At 70.7% G+C, this 16593-nt stretch carries 19 protein-coding genes; 13 read left to right on the top strand and 6 right to left on the bottom strand.

Annotated elements, in window-relative coordinates:
• Positions 1–222: 222 nt before the first annotated feature.
• The 3 genes from Aau02nite_RS24035 to Aau02nite_RS24025 are packed head-to-tail and all read left to right on the top strand — an operon-like array spanning position 223 to position 2686.
• Positions 223–1248, top strand: a complete 1026-nt coding sequence (locus Aau02nite_RS24035; protein WP_212990809.1) for a S1C family serine protease — start codon at positions 223–225, stop codon at positions 1246–1248.
• Between the two features lie 38 nt (positions 1249–1286).
• The gene (locus tag Aau02nite_RS24030; RefSeq protein WP_212990808.1) at positions 1287–1766 is read left to right on the top strand and encodes a hypothetical protein; all 480 of its coding nucleotides are present in this window, start codon (positions 1287–1289) and stop codon (positions 1764–1766) included.
• Positions 1763–2686: a universal stress protein gene (locus Aau02nite_RS24025; RefSeq protein ID WP_212990807.1), complete on the top strand. Its 924-nt coding sequence runs from the start codon at positions 1763–1765 to the stop codon at positions 2684–2686. The genes Aau02nite_RS24030 and Aau02nite_RS24025 overlap by 4 nt, the downstream gene beginning before the upstream one ends.
• 46 nt (positions 2687–2732) lie before the next feature.
• Here the strand turns inward: Aau02nite_RS24025 and Aau02nite_RS24020 are convergent, their stop codons facing one another.
• A complete protein-coding gene (locus Aau02nite_RS24020; protein WP_212990806.1) occupies positions 2733–3275 on the bottom strand; it encodes a DUF421 domain-containing protein in 543 nt (180 codons plus the stop codon).
• A 139-nt stretch (positions 3276–3414) separates the two neighbouring features.
• Between Aau02nite_RS24020 and Aau02nite_RS24015 the strand changes: the two genes are divergently transcribed.
• The 3 genes from Aau02nite_RS24015 to Aau02nite_RS24005 all read left to right on the top strand — a co-directional run bounded on the left by Aau02nite_RS24015 (position 3415) and on the right by Aau02nite_RS24005 (position 4523).
• The gene (locus Aau02nite_RS24015) at positions 3415–3819 is read left to right on the top strand and encodes a DUF1622 domain-containing protein (protein ID WP_212990805.1); all 405 of its coding nucleotides are present in this window, start codon (positions 3415–3417) and stop codon (positions 3817–3819) included.
• A complete protein-coding gene (locus tag Aau02nite_RS24010) occupies positions 3816–4100 on the top strand; it encodes a hypothetical protein (RefSeq protein WP_212990804.1) in 285 nt (94 codons plus the stop codon). Before Aau02nite_RS24015 ends, Aau02nite_RS24010 begins: the two co-directional genes overlap by 4 nt.
• Before the next feature lie 84 nt (positions 4101–4184).
• Positions 4185–4523, top strand: coding sequence for a BON domain-containing protein (locus tag Aau02nite_RS24005; RefSeq protein ID WP_246595395.1), 339 nt, complete (start codon positions 4185–4187; stop codon positions 4521–4523).
• A 277-nt stretch (positions 4524–4800) separates the two neighbouring features.
• Here Aau02nite_RS24005 and Aau02nite_RS24000 read toward each other — a convergent pair whose 3' ends face one another.
• On the bottom strand, positions 4801–6399 hold the full coding sequence (locus Aau02nite_RS24000; RefSeq protein ID WP_212990803.1) for an ANTAR domain-containing protein: 1599 nt from the start codon (positions 6397–6399) through the stop codon (positions 4801–4803).
• A 397-nt stretch (positions 6400–6796) separates the two neighbouring features.
• Between Aau02nite_RS24000 and Aau02nite_RS23995 the strand changes: the two genes are divergently transcribed.
• Both Aau02nite_RS23995 and Aau02nite_RS23990 read left to right on the top strand, forming a co-directional pair.
• Positions 6797–8224 carry a SigB/SigF/SigG family RNA polymerase sigma factor gene (locus Aau02nite_RS23995; protein WP_212990802.1) on the top strand — a complete coding sequence of 476 codons (1428 nt, stop codon included), beginning with the start codon at positions 6797–6799 and terminating at the stop codon, positions 8222–8224.
• 14 nt (positions 8225–8238) lie between these two features.
• A complete protein-coding gene (locus Aau02nite_RS23990) occupies positions 8239–9210 on the top strand; it encodes a YihY/virulence factor BrkB family protein (protein WP_212990801.1) in 972 nt (323 codons plus the stop codon).
• A gap of 30 nt (positions 9211–9240) precedes the next feature.
• Here Aau02nite_RS23990 and Aau02nite_RS23985 read toward each other — a convergent pair whose 3' ends face one another.
• The gene (locus tag Aau02nite_RS23985; RefSeq protein WP_246595393.1) at positions 9241–9654 is read right to left on the bottom strand and encodes a four-helix bundle copper-binding protein; all 414 of its coding nucleotides are present in this window, start codon (positions 9652–9654) and stop codon (positions 9241–9243) included.
• A gap of 354 nt (positions 9655–10008) precedes the next feature.
• On the opposite strand from Aau02nite_RS23985, the gene Aau02nite_RS23980 reads away from it, so the two are divergent.
• The 3 genes from Aau02nite_RS23980 to Aau02nite_RS23970 are packed head-to-tail and all read left to right on the top strand — an operon-like array spanning position 10009 to position 12618.
• Positions 10009–10965: an ABC transporter substrate-binding protein gene (locus Aau02nite_RS23980; RefSeq protein ID WP_212990799.1), complete on the top strand. Its 957-nt coding sequence runs from the start codon at positions 10009–10011 to the stop codon at positions 10963–10965.
• 32 nt (positions 10966–10997) lie between these two features.
• Positions 10998–11798, top strand: coding sequence for an ATP-binding cassette domain-containing protein (locus Aau02nite_RS23975; RefSeq protein ID WP_212990798.1), 801 nt, complete (start codon positions 10998–11000; stop codon positions 11796–11798).
• Positions 11788–12618 (top strand): ABC transporter permease, encoded by an 831-nt coding sequence (locus tag Aau02nite_RS23970; RefSeq protein ID WP_246595392.1) that lies wholly within the window; start codon positions 11788–11790, stop codon positions 12616–12618. The genes Aau02nite_RS23975 and Aau02nite_RS23970 overlap by 11 nt, the downstream gene beginning before the upstream one ends.
• A 41-nt stretch (positions 12619–12659) precedes the next feature.
• On the opposite strand, the gene Aau02nite_RS23965 is transcribed toward Aau02nite_RS23970, so the two are convergent.
• Positions 12660–12992, bottom strand: a complete 333-nt coding sequence (locus Aau02nite_RS23965; protein ID WP_281421017.1) for an STAS domain-containing protein — start codon at positions 12990–12992, stop codon at positions 12660–12662.
• 204 nt (positions 12993–13196) lie between these two features.
• Between Aau02nite_RS23965 and Aau02nite_RS23960 the strand changes: the two genes are divergently transcribed.
• Positions 13197–13634, top strand: coding sequence for an STAS domain-containing protein (locus Aau02nite_RS23960; RefSeq protein ID WP_212990795.1), 438 nt, complete (start codon positions 13197–13199; stop codon positions 13632–13634).
• A 12-nt stretch (positions 13635–13646) separates the two neighbouring features.
• On the opposite strand, the gene Aau02nite_RS23955 is transcribed toward Aau02nite_RS23960, so the two are convergent.
• Together Aau02nite_RS23955 and Aau02nite_RS23950 are read right to left on the bottom strand one after the other, a co-directional pair.
• Positions 13647–15431: a serine/threonine-protein kinase gene (locus Aau02nite_RS23955; protein WP_212990794.1), complete on the bottom strand. Its 1785-nt coding sequence runs from the start codon at positions 15429–15431 to the stop codon at positions 13647–13649.
• Positions 15432–15481: 50 nt separating this feature from the next.
• The gene (locus Aau02nite_RS23950; protein ID WP_212990793.1) at positions 15482–15943 is read right to left on the bottom strand and encodes a hypothetical protein; all 462 of its coding nucleotides are present in this window, start codon (positions 15941–15943) and stop codon (positions 15482–15484) included.
• 187 nt (positions 15944–16130) lie between these two features.
• Here Aau02nite_RS23950 and Aau02nite_RS23945 point away from each other — a divergent pair, with 187 nt between their 5' ends.
• Complete coding sequence (locus Aau02nite_RS23945) at positions 16131–16571, top strand: response regulator (protein WP_212990792.1); 441 nt, start codon at positions 16131–16133, stop codon at positions 16569–16571.
• The last annotated feature ends 22 nt before the right edge of the window (positions 16572–16593 follow it).

Below are 16593 nucleotides of genomic sequence, written 5' to 3'. Positions count from 1 at the left end.
GCCCGCAGCGGCATCGCGGGGTCTCGCCGGCCTCCGGCATCGTTCGCTGGAATCGCCGTGCCGCCTCGCTGCCACCGCCGGCCGTCGCGGTACCGCCGGGCCGGCGGCCCTCTTGGCCGACCGTGGGCCCGCCGGCACCGCACCGTCGCATCGGCACCACCGCACCGGACGAAATTCCGGCCCGAGCGGGCTCACCGGACCGCCGGCGGGTAGCGACAGGGCATGTCCACTCCCCGCGAAGCCACATCACGCAACATTGTCATCGCCTCGTTCCTGGCCCTGTCCCTTGCTCTGTCGGGATGCACCGGCAAGGAGGAGCCCGCGGCCGCCCCGGCGAGCTCCGCGGACGCGTCCGCCGCCGCACTGCCCGAGGTGGTCGCCCGGGTGGAGCCGTCGGTGGTCACCGTCCTGGTCGGCAAGGGACTCGGATCCGGTGTCGTCTTCCGCGACGGCGGTCTGGTGCTGACCAACCAGCATGTGGTCGGCGACGCTCGGACCGTGCAACTCGCGCTGGCGGACGGCTCCCGGGTCGACGCCCGGGTCGTCGGCACCGATGTTGTCACCGACCTCGCAGTTTTGCGCGCCGAGCGCACCGACCTGCCCGTCGCGCAGTTCCGCACCGAACTGCCGCAACCGGGGGAGACCGTGCTGGCGATGGGCAGTCCGCTCGGGCTGATGAACACCGTCACGGCCGGCATCATCTCCGGGGTCGGACGCGAGATCCCCGGCTCGGCCACCCAGAGCCGCGCTCTGGTGGACCTGCTGCAGACCGACGCCCCCATCTCGCCCGGGAACTCCGGCGGCGCGCTGGTCGACGCGAGCGGGCGGGTCGTCGGTATCAACGACGCTTACCTCCCGCCGTCGACCGGGGCGGTGTCGATCGGCTTCGCCATCCCGTCAGCCACCGCGCTCGACGTCGCCGACGATCTGCTCGACGACGGCCGGGTCACGCATCCGTACCTGGGGGTGGCCGTCGACCGGCTCACACCGCAGATCGCCCAGGCGCTGAACACCGGCACCGACCGCGGTGTCCTGGTCCGTGACGTCGTCGCGGGGGACCCGGCGGCCAAGGCGGGACTTCGTCCCGGAGACGTCATCACCGCATTCGGGGGCGAGCGGGTGCCCACCGTGGAGTCGTTCCTGGGTGCTTTGCGGGGCGTCGAGCCCGGCGACAGCGTCGAGCTGACGCTGCTGCGCAACGGCAAGCAGCAGACGGCCAAGCTGACCGTCGGTGCGGCCGAACAGTGAGTCGTACGACACCTGTGACAGCTAGGGGGACGACCAACATGACAAGCGATGTTCCGCGCCGGATCACGCAGGCGGTGGCGGCGTGCCTGCTGGCCGTGGCAGCGGCCGGCTGCGTCGAGCAGGCGGCGCCGACTCCGGTTCCCGGCCCGGCCACCGGATCCACCGCCCCGGACTACTTCGGCACCACCGACTTCATCGGCCGGACGGTGACCGTGTCGGGCATCGTTACCAGAGCCATCACCGACACCTCCTTCGAGCTGGACACCCGCGAGTACGGCGACGACTCGCTGCTGGTGCTGTGCGAACCCGGCCGTGCGGTGTCCGTGGGGGACCGGGTGCAGATATCGGGCAACGTGCAGAAGTTTATCTACGACGAGTACGCCGCGGAGCATCATCTGGCCGATGACGCTGCCACCTACGCCGAGTTCACCGGTGAGCGTTTCCTCGTGACTGCCCGGGCCATGACGGCCGGATCAACCGACGCTCCGGATCAGCGTGCTGAGAGGAGCAGCAGATGACAAGCGCAGGAACAGGGCGGCCCGTGGTCGTGGGTGTCGACGGCTCCGCGGGGGCCTTGGCGGCGGTGCGGTGGGCAGGGCGTTACGTGGCCGATACCGGCGCCGCGCTGCGACTGCTGTCCGCGGCGTCGGCCTCCGGCACGGCGTCGGTGATCCTGCCGGTGCCGGTAGGGGTCAGCAACGCCGGGCCACCCCGGCGGAAGCGTTCCCGCGAAGAGGCGCTGGCAGCCGCGGCGGCCGAGGCGTCCCGGTACGCCCCGCAGCGGGACGTGTCGACCCGGGCGGCGTCCGAGACCGCTGTGCCGGCCCTGCTCGACGCCTCGTCCGAGGCCGGTCTGCTGGTACTGGGCACATCTGACCGAGGCCGGATGGCGGCGACGCTGCTCGGGTCGGTGACGGCACGGGTCGTCGCGGAGGCGCACTGCCCGGTCGTCCTGGTCCGCGGCGACGCCGGGCGCTCCGGGTCGGTCGTCGTGGCGGTCGACACCTCGGACAGCTGCGGACCGGCCCTGCGGTTCGCCTTTCAGGTGGCGGCGCACCGCCGCTGCGCCCTTTTCGCCGTCCACGCCTGGCAACCACCGCTGATGGCTGCAGGCGCCGGAAGTCTGGCAGCCGCCGCGGCCGCGACCCGGCTCGTCGGCGACGGACTGCCCGCGGCGGCACGGCGCTCACTGGCCGAGGCCGTCGCGCCATGGCGTGAGGCTTTCCCGGACGTCGCGGTCCACGAGCGACTGCTGGAGGGACACCCGGAGACGGCGGTGGCCGAACAGACGCACGGCGCGGCGCTGGTAGTGGTCGGATCCCGGGGTCGTGCTGCGCTGACCGGCTTGGTCCTGGGTTCAACGAGTCAGGCGTTGCTCGATCGCGCCGACTGTCCGGTCGCCGTGGTGCGCCAATCCGAGGACGTGCCGGCGGCGTGACCGGCACCCGTCGGACTGGCGTCGTCCCACAGTTCGCGATGCGTGGTCACGCGCTGTCCGGCATCGATGCATTTCCGGGGCGGGCGGCGTCGACGTCCCGCAGTGCGGTGCGGGCGCCGGCCTGCTGTGCGGGGATGACGCTGAACGTGCCGTCAGTCTCGAGTACCACCGCGGCCACCGCGGCCAGGTCGCCGATGCCCTGGGACCGCACCGCCTGGTAGATCTCGTTGTCGGTGACCCGCTGCCGGCGCATCGCCTCGGTGAGCAGCTCGCCGTCGCGCAGCAGCAGCGTCGGCGCCGATTTGAGGGCCTCGCGCAACGGCGCCCAGCGGACCGACAGCCAGGTGGCGGCGAACTGCAGGGCGATCAGCAGGATCAGCGCGGCGGCACCTTCGGTGAACGACACGTCGGTGGACAGCAGAATGGTCGCCAGCGTGGAACCGAGAGCCACCGTGACGACCAGGTCGAAGGCGTTCATCTTGGCCAGCGTGCGTTTGCCGGACACGCGCAGGACGGCGATGAGCAGCACGTAGGTCAGCACACCGATGAGACCGATGCGCCCGAGGTCGGCCAGCTTGTCAAAGAACATGGTCTGTCCGTACCCCGCCGGCGGAGTCACCGGTCGTTGCGGGACCGGAAATATGCGCCGGAGGTGCCGGTGAGTGCGGCGAACGGACACTCGCCCGTCGGCCATGCGTACTACCGGTCTGAACGGGCAGAGCGCGAGGATGACGGAGATCTTCGGTGAGGAATGGCTGTCGCAGGCGGTCGACCTGCTGGTGAGGTTGGTCGAGGCGGCGGGCGCTTTGATCATTTTCGCGGGGGCCATGGTGGCTTTCGTCCGTTTCGTCATCGTCGCCCTCCGTGATCGGCGTCCGGAGACCTTCGTGCCGGTCCGGCTGGGCCTCGGCCGGTTCCTCGCGCTGGGGCTTGAATTTCAGCTCGCCTCGGACATTCTGCGGACCGCGATCGCCCCCACGCTGCGGGAGATCGCCGAGCTGGCGGCTGTCGCGGCGATCCGTACCGCGCTCAACTACTTCCTGGGCCGGGAGATCAAGGAGGAACGCGCTGAGCTCGCCAAGCGCCACGCTGATGGCCGCGGCCCGGCCGAGCCCGCCGGAGCGCTGCGATGACGGCCGCCGTGCAGTACGTCGTCCTGATCTGCGTGCTGGCCGGCCTGGTCAGCGGCGTGGTGGCGATCGTCGTCTCCCGCGACGTCCGTGTCGGGCTGCGCATCGCCCTCGACTTGTGGCTGGCCGCGGGTCTGCTGCGGCTGGCGCTGCCGCAGCCGGGCGATCAACTGCCCGCCGCGGCGGCCATCATCGTCGTCCGGCAGCTGGCCGCCGCCGCGCTGCGCCGGCCGGCGGCGACGTCTGCGGAGCCGCCGAGAGCGCGCCGCGACGCCGCTACGTGAGGTACCGCGGTCACGTGATTGACAGACGGTGGCGGCGGTAAGGGACGTCTGTATGTCTCAGCATCGACTTTCCGGAGGCACCCGATGATGCCGTTCCCGCCCTTCGACGGTTTCCCCGAGGGCACGCCGTCCGTACCCCGTCCGTTGCCCGCTGGTGAGCCGGTGCACGCCGACCGGGACCTCGCCCTGCGCGTGGCCGACCGGCTGCGGGCCGGGCTGCCGCAACCCGGACAGCGCATCGTGATCGAGGTGCAGAACCGGGTCGTCGTCCTGGAAGGGCTCGTCACCGACGTGCACCTGCGCCGGCTCGCGCATGACCTGACCTGGCGGACTCCCGATGTCTTCGACGTCTGCAACCGTTTGGCCTGCTGGGACGGCGAACCGGACAACGGCGGATGGGCCGACGTCATCGCTGAGCCGTGACAGCCGCCGGCCCGGCGGACAGGGCAGTGCCGCGAGCGACCCTGTTTTGGCCGCAACCGGGGCCGGATCCGCCGGCCGCCCGTGTCCGTGCCGCCGCTCGCGCTGACCGCCGGGCTGGTGCTGCGTCCAGCGGTGACGGGGGTGCTGCCGGTGCCGTCCCTGATCGAGGACCACGCCCCCTATCACGAGGTGAGCCGGATTCTGCTGGCCGTGTCGGTGATGGCGTGGGACTGCGCTACCCGTTGCGGCAGGTGCGGCGGCACTCGGGCTCGGGGTCTTACTGCTGCCGGTCATGGCCGGAATGGTCCGGTAGCCGACGTACGGCAGCGTCCACGCAGGCCAGCCGGCCGAGGCCGTCGACAACGGGATCGGCGACGAGCCGGACCGGCGTCCGGACGCCGTTGCGGTGCAGGCGCATGACCAGGTCGATGGGCTCGTGGTCCGTCCTGAGTCGTTCGGCAGCGGCGGTCAGGATGTCCCGATCCTCGGGCGCCACGTAGCGGTGCAGGGCTGTGAACTGCACCGGGCCGTGGGCCGGGTCACGGTTCAGGATGGCGTAGGTCTCGGCCGACCACTCCACCTCGCCGGTGATGAGATTCCACTCCGCCCAGCCGGCGTCACCGAGGCGTTGCACCCGCTCCAGGCGGGCCAGCAGCCGGCGTTCCGCGTCGTGGTAGCGCCAATGCACCAGCAGACCCGCGCCGAACCGGGAGGCCCGCACGCTCATGATCACCGGAATCTGGTGTCGTTCCGTGGCCAGCACCAGGGGTGTGGGTTCCATGGTGAACGGCTTGCCGGTACGCAGGACCTGCAGGTAACCGTCGAAGAGGCCGGCGGACGACGCGTGCGGATACAGGTCGAGCAGGCGCCGCCCGCAGATGAGGTCGGCCGTGCGCCCGGACGCGTCCATCGCCTCCGGGCTGCACAGGTCGAACCGCCAGTCCTCGACCTGTCCCGCCGCGTCGCGCACGGGTGACAGCAGCGCGTGCGAGCCCGGCAGCGACTCCAGCACCGCCTCGACCCAGTGCGCGGCGGGTGAGGCGACGGCCTGCCCGCCGGGTCCGTCGAGCATCTGTGACACCCGGCGCCCGCACGCTTCGGCCAAGGCGCTGACGTAGGCACGGGTGGTGGTGTCGGGATGGAAATCCCTGGCCCATACGATCGAGGCGACTCCGAAGATGCGTCCCTGCTGGTTCAGCGGCAGGCAGGCCCGCAGATCGCCGTCGCCGAGCAATTCGTACCCGGCTGCCGCGGCCTGCTCCTGAGTGATCCACAGGGGCCGCCCGTTGCTGACCGCCTTGAGGAAGGCGACGTTGAGCGTGCTGGGCACCCGCTGCCAGGCGCTGGCCACCGACCGGGGCAGTCCGTGGGTGCTCACCAGCCGGACAGCACCGTCGGGTTCCAGCACGCCGATCAGCACGGCAGTCGCTCCCAGGTGGCGCAAGCCCTCCGACCAGATTGTCTCGGCCAGGTGGTGGACGTCGTCGACCGTGCCCATGGCCGCACATGTCAGGTGGTAGCGGGCGGTGGTCTCCTCCGGCAGCAGGGTGACCGAGGGCAGGGCCGCTGTGGCAGGGTCCGGTGCGGCGGGCGCACGCCGGGCGAATCGGCGCGAGATGTCGGCCGCCGGTGTCATCTGCGGTGCCGGGTCCTGCACGGCGAGCGGCACGGCCATCCCCAACAGCCCGGCGGCGACCTCGGTGACCTTGATGTTGCTCTGTTGGGAAAGCCAGGACAGCTGGGTGAAGGCCTCCTCGGGGGAGCAGCCCAGCCGTCCGGCCAGCAAGCCCTTGGCCTGCTCGATCACCGCTCGGCTGTGCTGGGCGCGGCGCAGACCGTCCACCTCGGCCTGCAGCCGGCGCACAGCGGCCGTCAACCGGGCCTCGGCCGTGCCGGGCCGTGCCGCACGCGAGCCTGGCGCCACAACCTCCCCCTCAGCCGAACGAGCCGTCAGCTGGCAGATGCCCGCACCGGCCCGGCTCAATCATGCATCGGTGCACCGCTGGGCGACCGGGTCGGCCGGCCTCCGTCACCGAACCTTCATGTTTCTGCGCCTGGCTACCGGGGACATCGGTGACACGTCGCGGCTGCGGTGTCGACACCACGGCATCGAGGATCTGACCGGTCCACCGGGCAGCCACGCGATGAGGATGGCGCGCTGCCGCGCGTGGCGACGCGGATGAACGAAGCGACCACCGATACAGGTCCGATCCTCTGCCACGAGTCCGGTCCTGCCATGACTAATCAGTCCTCGGCCCCTTGGGGGTGCCCTGATGTCGCTTGTTCCCCATGCTGCCGCACCGGCGGATCCGCGCTGCCCGGCCGGCGCCGACGGCGCCGAAGCCGGTCCGGACGACAAAGCTCTGGCCCTGCTGTGCCGGGCCCGCGACGAACGTCTGCCGGCCGGCGAGCGCCGACGCGCGCGTGAGCGTGCGATCGAGCACCACCTCGGCCTGGCCCAGCGCCTGGCCCGCCGCTTCACCCACCGCGGCCAGGCGATCGACGACCTGGTCCAGGTCGCGGCGTTGGCCCTGGTGAAGGCCGTCGACGGCTTCGATCCCGCCCTGGGCCGGCCGTTCCTGGCTTATGCGGTCCCCACCATCACCGGGGAACTCAAACGCCACTTCCGGGACAAGAGCTGGGACGTGCGTGTTCCCCGGCGCCTGCAGGAACGGCATCTGGAAGTGAGCAGGACACGAGTCGAGCTCACCCAGCGGCTGCACCGCTCTCCCAGCGTCACCGAACTCAGCAGTGCCCTTGGCCTGAATCCCGCGGAGGTGCGCGAAGCACTCGCGGCCGCAGCGGCGTACGACACCGACTCGCTCAACCGGCCCGTCAGCGCCGACGACGATGCCTGCGAGCTGCAGGACCTGATCGGTGACGAGGACCGGGCGCTGGAGTGCGCCGCTGATCGGGTCACGGTGCGGGCCTGCGTCCGCCGGCTGCCCGCCGGGCAACGCCACCTCGTGAACCGGTACTTCTTCGACGGCTGGACCCAGGACGTCATCGCCGCTGAGCTGGGAATGTCTCAGATGAACGTGTCCAGGCTGCTGGACGGCGCTCTGCGGCAGCTGCGCGGTTGGCTGGACGGTACGGCGGGGGTAGCGCCCGACGGCTCGCGGCTCAGGGTTGCCACCTATCCGGCGGCCTCGGGGACCTCGGTTGTGGCCGTTCGCGGTGTGATCGACGGTGAGGGCGCCCAGCGGCTGCGCGATGCGCTGGTGGAGGCCGCAGTGCGTGACCGGCCCCGCCGGCTGATCGTGGACCTGCGCCACGCCCGGGACGGCGAGATCGCCACGGCGCGTGCCCTGGTCGACGGTCTTCGTGCCTGCGGACACGTGCGCGCCTCGCTGACCGCAGTGAATGTTCCCGAGCGGTTGTACGGCCTTCTGCGCCGAGCGGGGGTGACCGGCCTGCTGCCCTGCACGCCCGTGGCGCACCCGGAGCCGGTGTCGCCGCAGCCGGTCGCCCGGAACGCGGCGGACGCGCTCGATGACCGGACAGTGGCGGTTGGCCGGCGCGCGCGGTTCCTCGCCGAGGCCCGCAGGCGCACGTCCGGTCCCCGACATGTATCGCTGCGGCCACCGCGCCGGCCGTGGCTTGCCGGGCTCCGCCGGCCGCGGCGGCGGGTCGTACTCCGGATCCGGGCCCCGGACGGTACGCGCGTGCGCCGGTCCGGACGCGCCGGAGGTGGCCGTTGAGCAGCAGCCGATCCGTGCCGGAGACATCGCGGGCCGCCACTGCCGGCTCGCCCCTCAGCGTCGTGCGCGGGTACGGGTGGCGCGCCTTCGCGCGGGACACGTTCGCACGACTGCGCTACAGCGACGGCTTCAGCCACGCCCGGGCCCTGGCCCTGCTGCTCTGTCTGGCCGTGGTGCCGCTGCTGATCGCCCTGACCGGACTGGCGGACGAGGCGGGCTTGGCAGAGGGCGGCAGAGTCATCGCCCTCACGACGTTGTCCCTGACCCCCGGCCGCAGCGACGCGCTGGTCCGGCGTCTGTTGTTCGATGAGGGCTCCGGCGACACCGGCGAGGCCGCCCTGGTGATCGGTCTGCTCACGGCCGGGGTCGCGGTGATCGTTGCGATGGCGCAGATCGAACGGGGAGCGAACCGCCTCTACGGCATCGGCCGTGACCGCCCGGCCGGCCACAAGTACGGTCGTGCGGCCATGCTGGCGGTGGCGTCCGGGGGTCCGGCGTTCTGCGGTTTCCTGATGGTTGTGGGCGGGCGTGGGTTCGGAACCGCACTGCAGCAGGTGTACGGATGGGGGACACCCTTCGAGCGGATCTGGACCGTTCTGCACGTACCGGTAGCCCTGACCCTGACCGTGACTGCCGTGGCAGCACTGTTCCGCTGGGCGCCACGGCGTCGCCAGCCGTCATGGCGGTGGCTGCTGCCCGGTGTTCTGCTGTCGACGTCGCTGTGGATCCTGGTCACCGCGTTGCTGGCCGGCTACGTCAGCAGCGGATTGTCCTTCAGTCAGGTCTACGGACCGCTGACCGGGGTGGTGGCCCTGTTGCTGTGGGCCAATGCCGGCGGCGTGGCGCTGTTCGCGGGCCTCGCTTGCTGCGCCCAGCTGGAAGCCTGTCGCGCCGGCAGCAGCGGAGGGCGGGAACCGGCTTCCGGAGGCGCACTTCCGGTTGCCGGACCGGAAGACGACGAGCACACCGGTGGGCGCGCCGGCTGAGCCGGCGCACCACCGCTGGAGCAGCCCGGCTCAGCTCATTCCGGCCAGCAGATCACGGCATGCCTGCTCACAGGTACGGCATGCATCGGCGCACACCCGGCAGTGCTCGTGCATGTCGGCGTGACTCGCGCATTCGTCACCGCAGGCCTGGCACGCCGTGGCGCAGGCCTCCAGCAGCGTGCGACTGATGTTGGCGTCGTAACCGGTGTGCCGGGACAGCACCCGGGCGGTGGTGGCGCAGATGTCGGCGCAGTCCAGGTTGGTACGTATGCACTTGGTCAGTTCGGCCACCATGTCCTCGCTCAGGCAGGCGTCCGCGCAGGCAGTGCAGGCCTCGCTGCACGCGAGCAGCGCGTCGACGGCGGCAGCGAGTTTCTCCCGATCGAAGTTGATCTCTGCCGGGTACGTCTTCAGCATCGGCATGGTCGTGGTCGTCACGGTCATCTCCGTTCTGTTGTTTGGTGCCGGCTACCCCAGGGCGCGGCACCTCACGCGAGAACGAGCACGGTCCTTCGACGGCTCGCGACGCTTCATCACAGCGAGTTTCATGACAGCCGCATGACTGTTATTGCACTTTTGGACAAAGAAGATGCGAGATGAGCACCCTTCTTGTGCTTCCATAACGGATTTGTCGTGGCGGAAGGGTCATGATCACCGCGGTGAGGATGGCAGCAGCGTGTTGAGATGGTCCGGATGCGAGCGGCGTACGGCCGTGACGCACCGTGATGAGGCGCCACTATTCACCGTGTGGCACCGGACCACCAGCAAGGGTCCGGACCCGAGGGAAGAGAGCAAAGCATGCTGAGGAAGTTCTCCGCCGTGCTCGCGGCCGGGCTGCTGGCGAGTGCGGCGATCGCCGGATGCAGCGGCGAGTCCGGTGACGACTTCGCCGGATCCACCGATGCGGACACACACGTCGCCCGCTTCGTGCAGCAGCCGTGGGCGGACCTCGTCGTCGAGACCACGATCGCCATGCAGATCCTGGACAAGCTCGGCTACCGCACCAGCACGCAGGAGGTCTCCGTGCCCCTGGCCGCTCAGGCGATCTCGACCGGACAGGCCGACGCCTACCTCGGCAACTGGTGGCCCAGCCAGCAGGACACGTTCCAGCCGCTGCTGGACAAGAAGCAGGCCGACGTGGCCGGTGTGATCCTCACCGGCACCGAGTACGCCCCCGCGGTGCCCGGCTATGTGAGCGAGCAGCTGGGGGTCAAGTCACTGGCCGACCTCGACGCCCATGCCGACAAGTTCGGCAGGGAGATCCTCGGCATCGAGGCGGGATCGCCCGGCAACACCACGATCCAGAAGGCGATCGACGCCGACGCGTACGGTCTGGGCGACTGGAAGCTCACCGCGAGCAGCACCGAGGCCATGCTCGCCGAGGTGGACCGGCGCGCCGCGAGGAAGCAGCCGGTGGCCTTCCTGGCCTGGAGCCCGCACTGGATGACCCTGGAGTGGAAGCTCACCTTCCTGGCCGATCCGGAAAAGGTGTGGCCGGGAGCGGGGCAGATCCGGGTCCTGACCCGCGCCGGTCTCGGTGAGGACGACGCCAACCTGAAGAAGTTCCTGTCGCAGGTCTCCGTCGACACCGTCACCGCGTCGAAGTGGATCGACCAGGTCGACAAGGACAAGCAGAAGCCCGAGGACATCGCCTCGGCCTGGATCGCGGCGAACCGCAGCGTCGTCGAGAAGTGGCTGGCGGGCGTCACGACCGTCGACGGCAAACCGGCCGTTGATGCGGTATTCCCGTCGTGATCGAGGTCGACGGACTCACCAAGGTGTACGGGATGCGCGATGTCGCATCCGCCGCCCTGCTCGCCGGGCTTCCGCACGAGGGAGACTCACGCCGGGCGGCGGTGACCGCACAGGGCGGCTTCCTCGGTGCCGACGACGTCAGCTTCACCGTCGAGCGCGGGGAGGTCTTCGTCGTGATGGGACTGTCCGGCTCCGGCAAGTCGACCGTGCTGAGAATGCTCAACCGCTTGATCGAACCGACCGCGGGCTCGGTGCGTGTCGACGGTCACGAGGTGCGCGAGATGGACGACAACGCGCTGCGCACGCTGCGCAACCGCACCATCGGCATGGTCTTCCAGCACTTCGCCCTGTTCAACCATCGCACCGTACGGGAGAACGCCGCCTACGGCCTGCGCGTACGGGGCCTGCCGAAGGAGGAGCAGATGGCCCTCGCCGACCAGGCCCTGGCTCAGGTCGGGCTCGCCGATCGCGGTAACGCCCGGCCGGCGCAGCTGTCCGGCGGGCAGCGCCAGCGCGTCGGGCTCGCCCGCGCGCTGGCCACCGAGCCGGACGTCCTGCTGATGGACGAGCCTTTCTCCGCGCTGGATCCGCTGATCCGGCGGGAGATGCAGCAGCTGCTGCTGGCCCTGCAGGCCGAACGACGCCGGACCATCGTGTTCGTGACCCACGACCTGGTCGAGGCGCTGCGCCTGGGCACCCGGATCATGATCATGCGCGATGGCCGGGTCGTGCAGAGCGGCACCGGAGCGGAGATCCTCGCGCATCCCGCGGACGACTACGTGGCCGCCTTCGTGGCCGACCTGCGGACGAACGGAGCCGACGGTGGTTCCTGATGTTCCGGTCGACGCCTGGGTGACCTCGGCCATCAACTGGCTCCGGACCACCTTCGCCGGCTTCTTCGACGCCGTCGCCGAGCTGCTGCGCCAGCTGCTCAACGGCATGTACCAGGTGCTGGTACTGCCGCACCCGCTGCTCCTGACCGCCATCCTGGTCGCCATCGCGTGGCTGTCGGTACGCCGATGGGTGGCGCTGCCGGTGGCGACCGCGGGCCTGCTGCTCGTCCAGGCGATGGACCTGTGGACCGACATGCTGCAGAGCCTGGCGGTGGTGCTGGTCGCTTCCGCGGTAGCGGTGGTGGTGGGCGTACCGCTGGGGATCCTCGCCGCCCGCAACGACCGGGTCCGCGCGGTGGTCCGCCCGGTGATGGACTTCATGCAGACCATGCCGGTCTTCGTCTACCTGCTGCCCGCGGTGTTCTTCTTCGGCATCGGCGTGGTGCCCGGCGTGGTGGCCACCACCATCTTCGCCGTGCCCCCGGCGGTGCGGCTCACCGATCTCGGCATCCGGCAGGTCGACGCGGAGGTGGTGGAGGCTGCGGCCGCCTTCGGCGCGCGACCCCGGCAGATCCTGCGCGACGTCCAGCTGCCCCTCGCCCTTCCGTCGATCATGACCGGCGTCAACCAGGTCATCATGCTGGCGCTGTCCATGGTGGTGGTGGCGGGTCTGGTCGGCGGCGGCGGACTGGGCGCGGTGGTGGTCCGGGCCATCACCCAGCTCGACATCGGCAGAGGCTTCGAGGGCGGCCTCGCGGTGGTGGTCCTCGCGATCTACCTGGACCGGGTGACCGCCTCGCTGGGACGCCGGCTCGCCTGACCCGTCGGCGCCCGCCGCCGGCGTGCAAAGCGGCGGGGCGGTCAGGCCCGGTGACCGGTGCCGTGCATCTCCACGAGGTGTTCGGCCCGGCACACCCGCAGCACCCGATGCACCAGCGGCGTGGGGTCCAGCAGAACGAGACGACCCGCGTCACGGCGCAGGCGTGTCTGCGCCCTGAGCAGGCAGCTGACCCCGGCCGCGTCGAGGAACGTGCAGCGGTTCAGCTCGACCAGGACGAAGTCCGGGCGGGTCGCCGCCACGGCGTCGAGAGTCGCGGACACCGCCGGAGCTGTCGCCATGTCCAGATCGCCTGTCACGGCGAGCCGGACAGTGGAAACGGCGCAGGAGCGGACGGGAGTTGCCAAGACGCTCATCGTTCACCTCAACTTGGCTCGGATGGACGCCTTCAGGATGCGCGGGCAGTCCGGCGAACGTTACGCAGCGGGATGTCGGTTGCGTGACAAGGAGGGCCCGACGCCGCAGGACACGCTGCGCCGGCTGTCATGCAACCGTCACGTCGGCGCCGGACCGCTGCCAAACCCGGGCGCGACAGTGGTCGGACGAGGAGAGGGGTTCCGATGTCCGAGGATCAGAGTGGTCGAACGGTCGTGACCGGGGCTGCGGAGTTCACTGAGGGCGCCGGCCGGCCCGCGATCGAACTGTCGGAGCATGAGGACACCGCCGTGGTCCGCATCCGCGGTCCGGTCGACGCCGCGTTGACGCCGAACCTGCGCGATGCTCTGACCTGGGCTGTCCGCCACCACACGGCGGTGTTCGTCGATCTGTCCGCGGTGTCGGCGGTCGACGACGCCGGACTCGGCGCGCTGATCCGGGCCCATCGGCGCGCGAGCAGCTTGGGTGCGGCTCTGTGCCTGGTCGCACCGTCGCAGCCGGTCATGCGCGCTCTGGACGCGCCGCGTCTCAGCGACGTGTTCACGGTCGTGGGCGTTGCTCCCGCGGCCCGCCGCGGCTCTCGCTCCGGGATAGGCCGGTCACTACTGCACGCCCGGATCTGAGAACGGAGCACCTCAGCGTTGACCGGACCGCTCCGCCCGCGGCCCCGGCTCTGCGCGCGGCGGCGTCGCGTCCGGGTCAGGCTGCTCGGCTTCGTCGCCGGGGCTGGTCGGGCTCGACGAGGCGGGGGCATCATCGCTGCTGGACGGCGCCGGCGCCGGCGGCGACCCGGATGCCCCGCCATCCGGCGGCGAGCTCGGGGCACCCGACGGGTCGACCGGTGCCGACGACTCCACCGGTCCTGAGGATTGCCCGGATGAAGGGTGCGGCGCCGGGACCGGCGCGTTCGTCACCGTGCGGGACGCCTGCACGGATGCGGCCGTCGACGACGGTGAACTCCGGCCGGGATCGTCCGTCTCCACCGTCTCATCGGCAGCACCACGACCACCGGAGTGGTCCTCGGCGGTGGCCGTATCCGCCGGCCCGGGCGTCGAGGACGTCCGCACCCGGGTGACGGCCTGGGTGCACGGGACACCCCCGACCGAGAACGCGCCGGGCACACCATCTTGCTGCTCGTCGAAGGTACCGCGTACCGTCATCGCCACCTTCGCGCCGCTGGGCAGCAGGTCGGCCGCCGTCAGGGTCACGGTGCGGCTCTGCTGTGACCATCGCGCCCCGGCCACCTCGGTGACACGCTGACGCTGCGGCAGCTGGAACCGTACGGACCAGGCCCGCAGGTCGCCACCGCCGATGTTGGTGACCGCCAGACGTGCGGTGAATGAGCCGTCCGGCAGACGCACGCTTGCGTACTCGGCTTTGCAGGCCGCCGCGGCGGCGGAATCGTCCTCCGGCGGCTGCGCCCGGGCAACCGGCTGCTGGTTGCCCGTTCCGGTCAGCTGCACGGCCAGGACCCCGACGAGCGCAGCCAGTGGAGCCGCGGCCAGGGCGGCGAGCCGCCGAGGCCGGGTCGTCCGGGCGTGCGCCCGGGTGGCCGGCACGGGCCGCGTCGACGGAGGTGCGGGAAGGTGCCGCGGCCGGAGAGCCGGAGCCGGCGATACGAGCTCCCGCAATATGCTCGCGACCTCGCCAGCGCCGGGGCGGTCGGCCGGCGAGGACGCCAGGCAACGCCGATACAGCCGGACGAGCTCGTCCGGCAGCTCGTCCTGGCCGGGCAGCTCCGGTAACGGATCGCGGGCACGCTCGGTCAGGACGTCGTCGGATTTCGCCGGCTGCCACGGCGGATGGCCGGCCAGGCACTCGAACAGCAGCACGCCCAGGGCGAACACGTCACCGGCAGGAAGAACCGGACCATGCTCCAGCTGCTCCGGGGCCAGATAGCCCGGTGTTCCCCAGACCCGGCCGGACGCGTCAGCCACACCGTCGCCGGCCCCTGCCGCCACGCCGAAGTCGACGACCTTCACCCCGGCCCGGGACAGCATGACGTTGCTGGGTTTGATATCGCGGTGCACCAGTGCGTTGTCATGGGCGGCCGCCAGCGCATCGGCCACCTGCGCGCCCACGGTGGCCACTTCACGCCACGGCAGCGGGCCCGCGTCGGTGATGCGTGCCGCCAAGGTCGGGCCGTCGACGAACTCCATCACCAGGAACGGCTGCCGGCGGCCGTCGCTCAGCGTCTCGCCGTAGTCGTGAACCGCAGCGATGTGCGGGTGACACAGCCGGGCGGCGATCATCGCCTCCTTGCGGACGGCGTCCTCCGGTGGATCCTCACCGAGCTCTGCCGACAGCACCTTGACCGCGACCGTACGTCGCAGCACCTGATCGTGCGCGCGCCAGACAACCGCCATGCCGCCCCTGCCCACCGGCCGGTCCAGCCGGTAGCGCCCTGCGAGCAATGGCATCGTCAACTCCTGATGTATGACGTCGGTGGAACGGTCAGCACTCAGGGGCACTACCCCGTGCCGCTCACCGGACGCGCGGAGGCGGCCCAGGAACGCACCTCGTCCGCGACCAGAGCTTTGCGGCTTTCGAAGCGGCGGTACACCCGCCGATCACCGAGGTCATACCGGTCCTGGAAGCGGGTGAACGTGAACACGACCACCGATCCGGTGACCGTGACCAGGTCCTGTGCCCGGACAGCTGTCGTCGCGAGGACCAGCAGTCCCGGTTCGGGCAGGTCCGCGTCGTACACGGTGAAGGACCGGGGCGACGACACGCCGGTCACCACGGCCGTGACCGTCAGCTGGTCGCCCGCATCACTGGCCTGCATCGTGTCCAGTGGTGGCCTGCGCGAGGGTTCCGGGGCCGCCTGCTCCGTTTTGTCGAACGCACCGCAGCCGGACGCCGCCACGCATGCCAGCAGAGTCAGCACCGCCCAGAGTCGTGTCGCCGTGCCGCGGAACCGTCCAGTCATGAGACCCACCTGTCGCCGTCCGGGATGATGCACAAGCCGTACGGTATGGGCCCAGCTGCGCGAAGGGCACACGAGAACGTGTCAGCTTCGTGACGACGTCGGGCCCGGCGTCATCTGATCGTCATGATCCTGTGCGGTAGCTGTGTGAAAGAGGATCTACAGTCGGTCGGATGCTCGCCGACCACTCATGGCAATACCGTTGACGGGGGCCAGCACGGTCGAGTTCCTCCTGGTGCAGGATGATCCGGCAGAGGAGCTCTTCACCCGCGAGACGTTCGAGACCTACAAGGTCCTGAACCGGGTCCACACGGTTCACACCGTGGCGCAGGCGCAGGCGTTCCTGCGCCGGGACGCCCCGTACGCGCATGTCCCGGAGCCAGACGTCATTCTGCTCGACCTGAACCTTCCCGGCCGCGACGGCCGCCATCTCCTGCGTCACCTCAGGGAACACTCGGCGGCCACGGTGCCGGTGATCCTGCTGGTCGATTCGCCTGTCGCTGAGGGCATCCTGCGCCGAGAAGACCTGCCGGTGCAGGGATACGCCACCAAGCCGGTCGACCTCGCGTGCCTCAGCAGCGTCGTGCGGTCGTTGGATTCCATCGCCTTCGTGGTCCTGCGGGTGGAGTGACAAAACGGCAGCGGGCGAAGAT

This window comes from Actinoplanes auranticolor (assembly GCF_018332655.1).
Lineage (GTDB): Bacteria > Actinomycetota > Actinomycetes > Mycobacteriales > Micromonosporaceae > Actinoplanes > Actinoplanes auranticolor.
This window is presented reverse-complemented; position numbering and strand designations above follow the sequence as displayed.

Excerpts from the sequence above, each read along its gene's own strand:
- Aau02nite_RS23965 (WP_281421017.1), bottom strand. The coding sequence starts at position 12,992 with ATGAGCGTCTTGGCAACTCCCGTCCGCTCCTGCGCCGTTTCCACTGTC.
- Aau02nite_RS23960 (WP_212990795.1), top strand. The coding sequence starts at position 13,197 with ATGTCCGAGGATCAGAGTGGTCGAACGGTCGTGACCGGGGCTGCGGAG.
- Aau02nite_RS23995 (WP_212990802.1), top strand. The coding sequence starts at position 6,797 with ATGTCGCTTGTTCCCCATGCTGCCGCACCGGCGGATCCGCGCTGCCCG.
- Aau02nite_RS24035 (WP_212990809.1), top strand. The coding sequence starts at position 223 with ATGTCCACTCCCCGCGAAGCCACATCACGCAACATTGTCATCGCCTCG.
- Aau02nite_RS24005 (WP_246595395.1), top strand. The coding sequence starts at position 4,185 with ATGATGCCGTTCCCGCCCTTCGACGGTTTCCCCGAGGGCACGCCGTCC.
- Aau02nite_RS23975 (WP_212990798.1), top strand. The coding sequence starts at position 10,998 with ATGCGCGATGTCGCATCCGCCGCCCTGCTCGCCGGGCTTCCGCACGAG.
- Aau02nite_RS24020 (WP_212990806.1), bottom strand. The coding sequence starts at position 3,275 with ATGTTCTTTGACAAGCTGGCCGACCTCGGGCGCATCGGTCTCATCGGT.
- Aau02nite_RS24030 (WP_212990808.1), top strand. The coding sequence starts at position 1,287 with ATGACAAGCGATGTTCCGCGCCGGATCACGCAGGCGGTGGCGGCGTGC.
- Aau02nite_RS23980 (WP_212990799.1), top strand. The coding sequence starts at position 10,009 with ATGCTGAGGAAGTTCTCCGCCGTGCTCGCGGCCGGGCTGCTGGCGAGT.
- Aau02nite_RS23945 (WP_212990792.1), top strand. The coding sequence starts at position 16,131 with ATGGCAATACCGTTGACGGGGGCCAGCACGGTCGAGTTCCTCCTGGTG.
- Aau02nite_RS24015 (WP_212990805.1), top strand. The coding sequence starts at position 3,415 with ATGACGGAGATCTTCGGTGAGGAATGGCTGTCGCAGGCGGTCGACCTG.
- Aau02nite_RS24010 (WP_212990804.1), top strand. The coding sequence starts at position 3,816 with ATGACGGCCGCCGTGCAGTACGTCGTCCTGATCTGCGTGCTGGCCGGC.
- Aau02nite_RS24025 (WP_212990807.1), top strand. The coding sequence starts at position 1,763 with ATGACAAGCGCAGGAACAGGGCGGCCCGTGGTCGTGGGTGTCGACGGC.
- Aau02nite_RS23950 (WP_212990793.1), bottom strand. The coding sequence starts at position 15,943 with ATGACTGGACGGTTCCGCGGCACGGCGACACGACTCTGGGCGGTGCTG.
- Aau02nite_RS23985 (WP_246595393.1), bottom strand. The coding sequence starts at position 9,654 with ATGACCGTGACGACCACGACCATGCCGATGCTGAAGACGTACCCGGCA.
- Aau02nite_RS23955 (WP_212990794.1), bottom strand. The coding sequence starts at position 15,431 with ATGCCATTGCTCGCAGGGCGCTACCGGCTGGACCGGCCGGTGGGCAGG.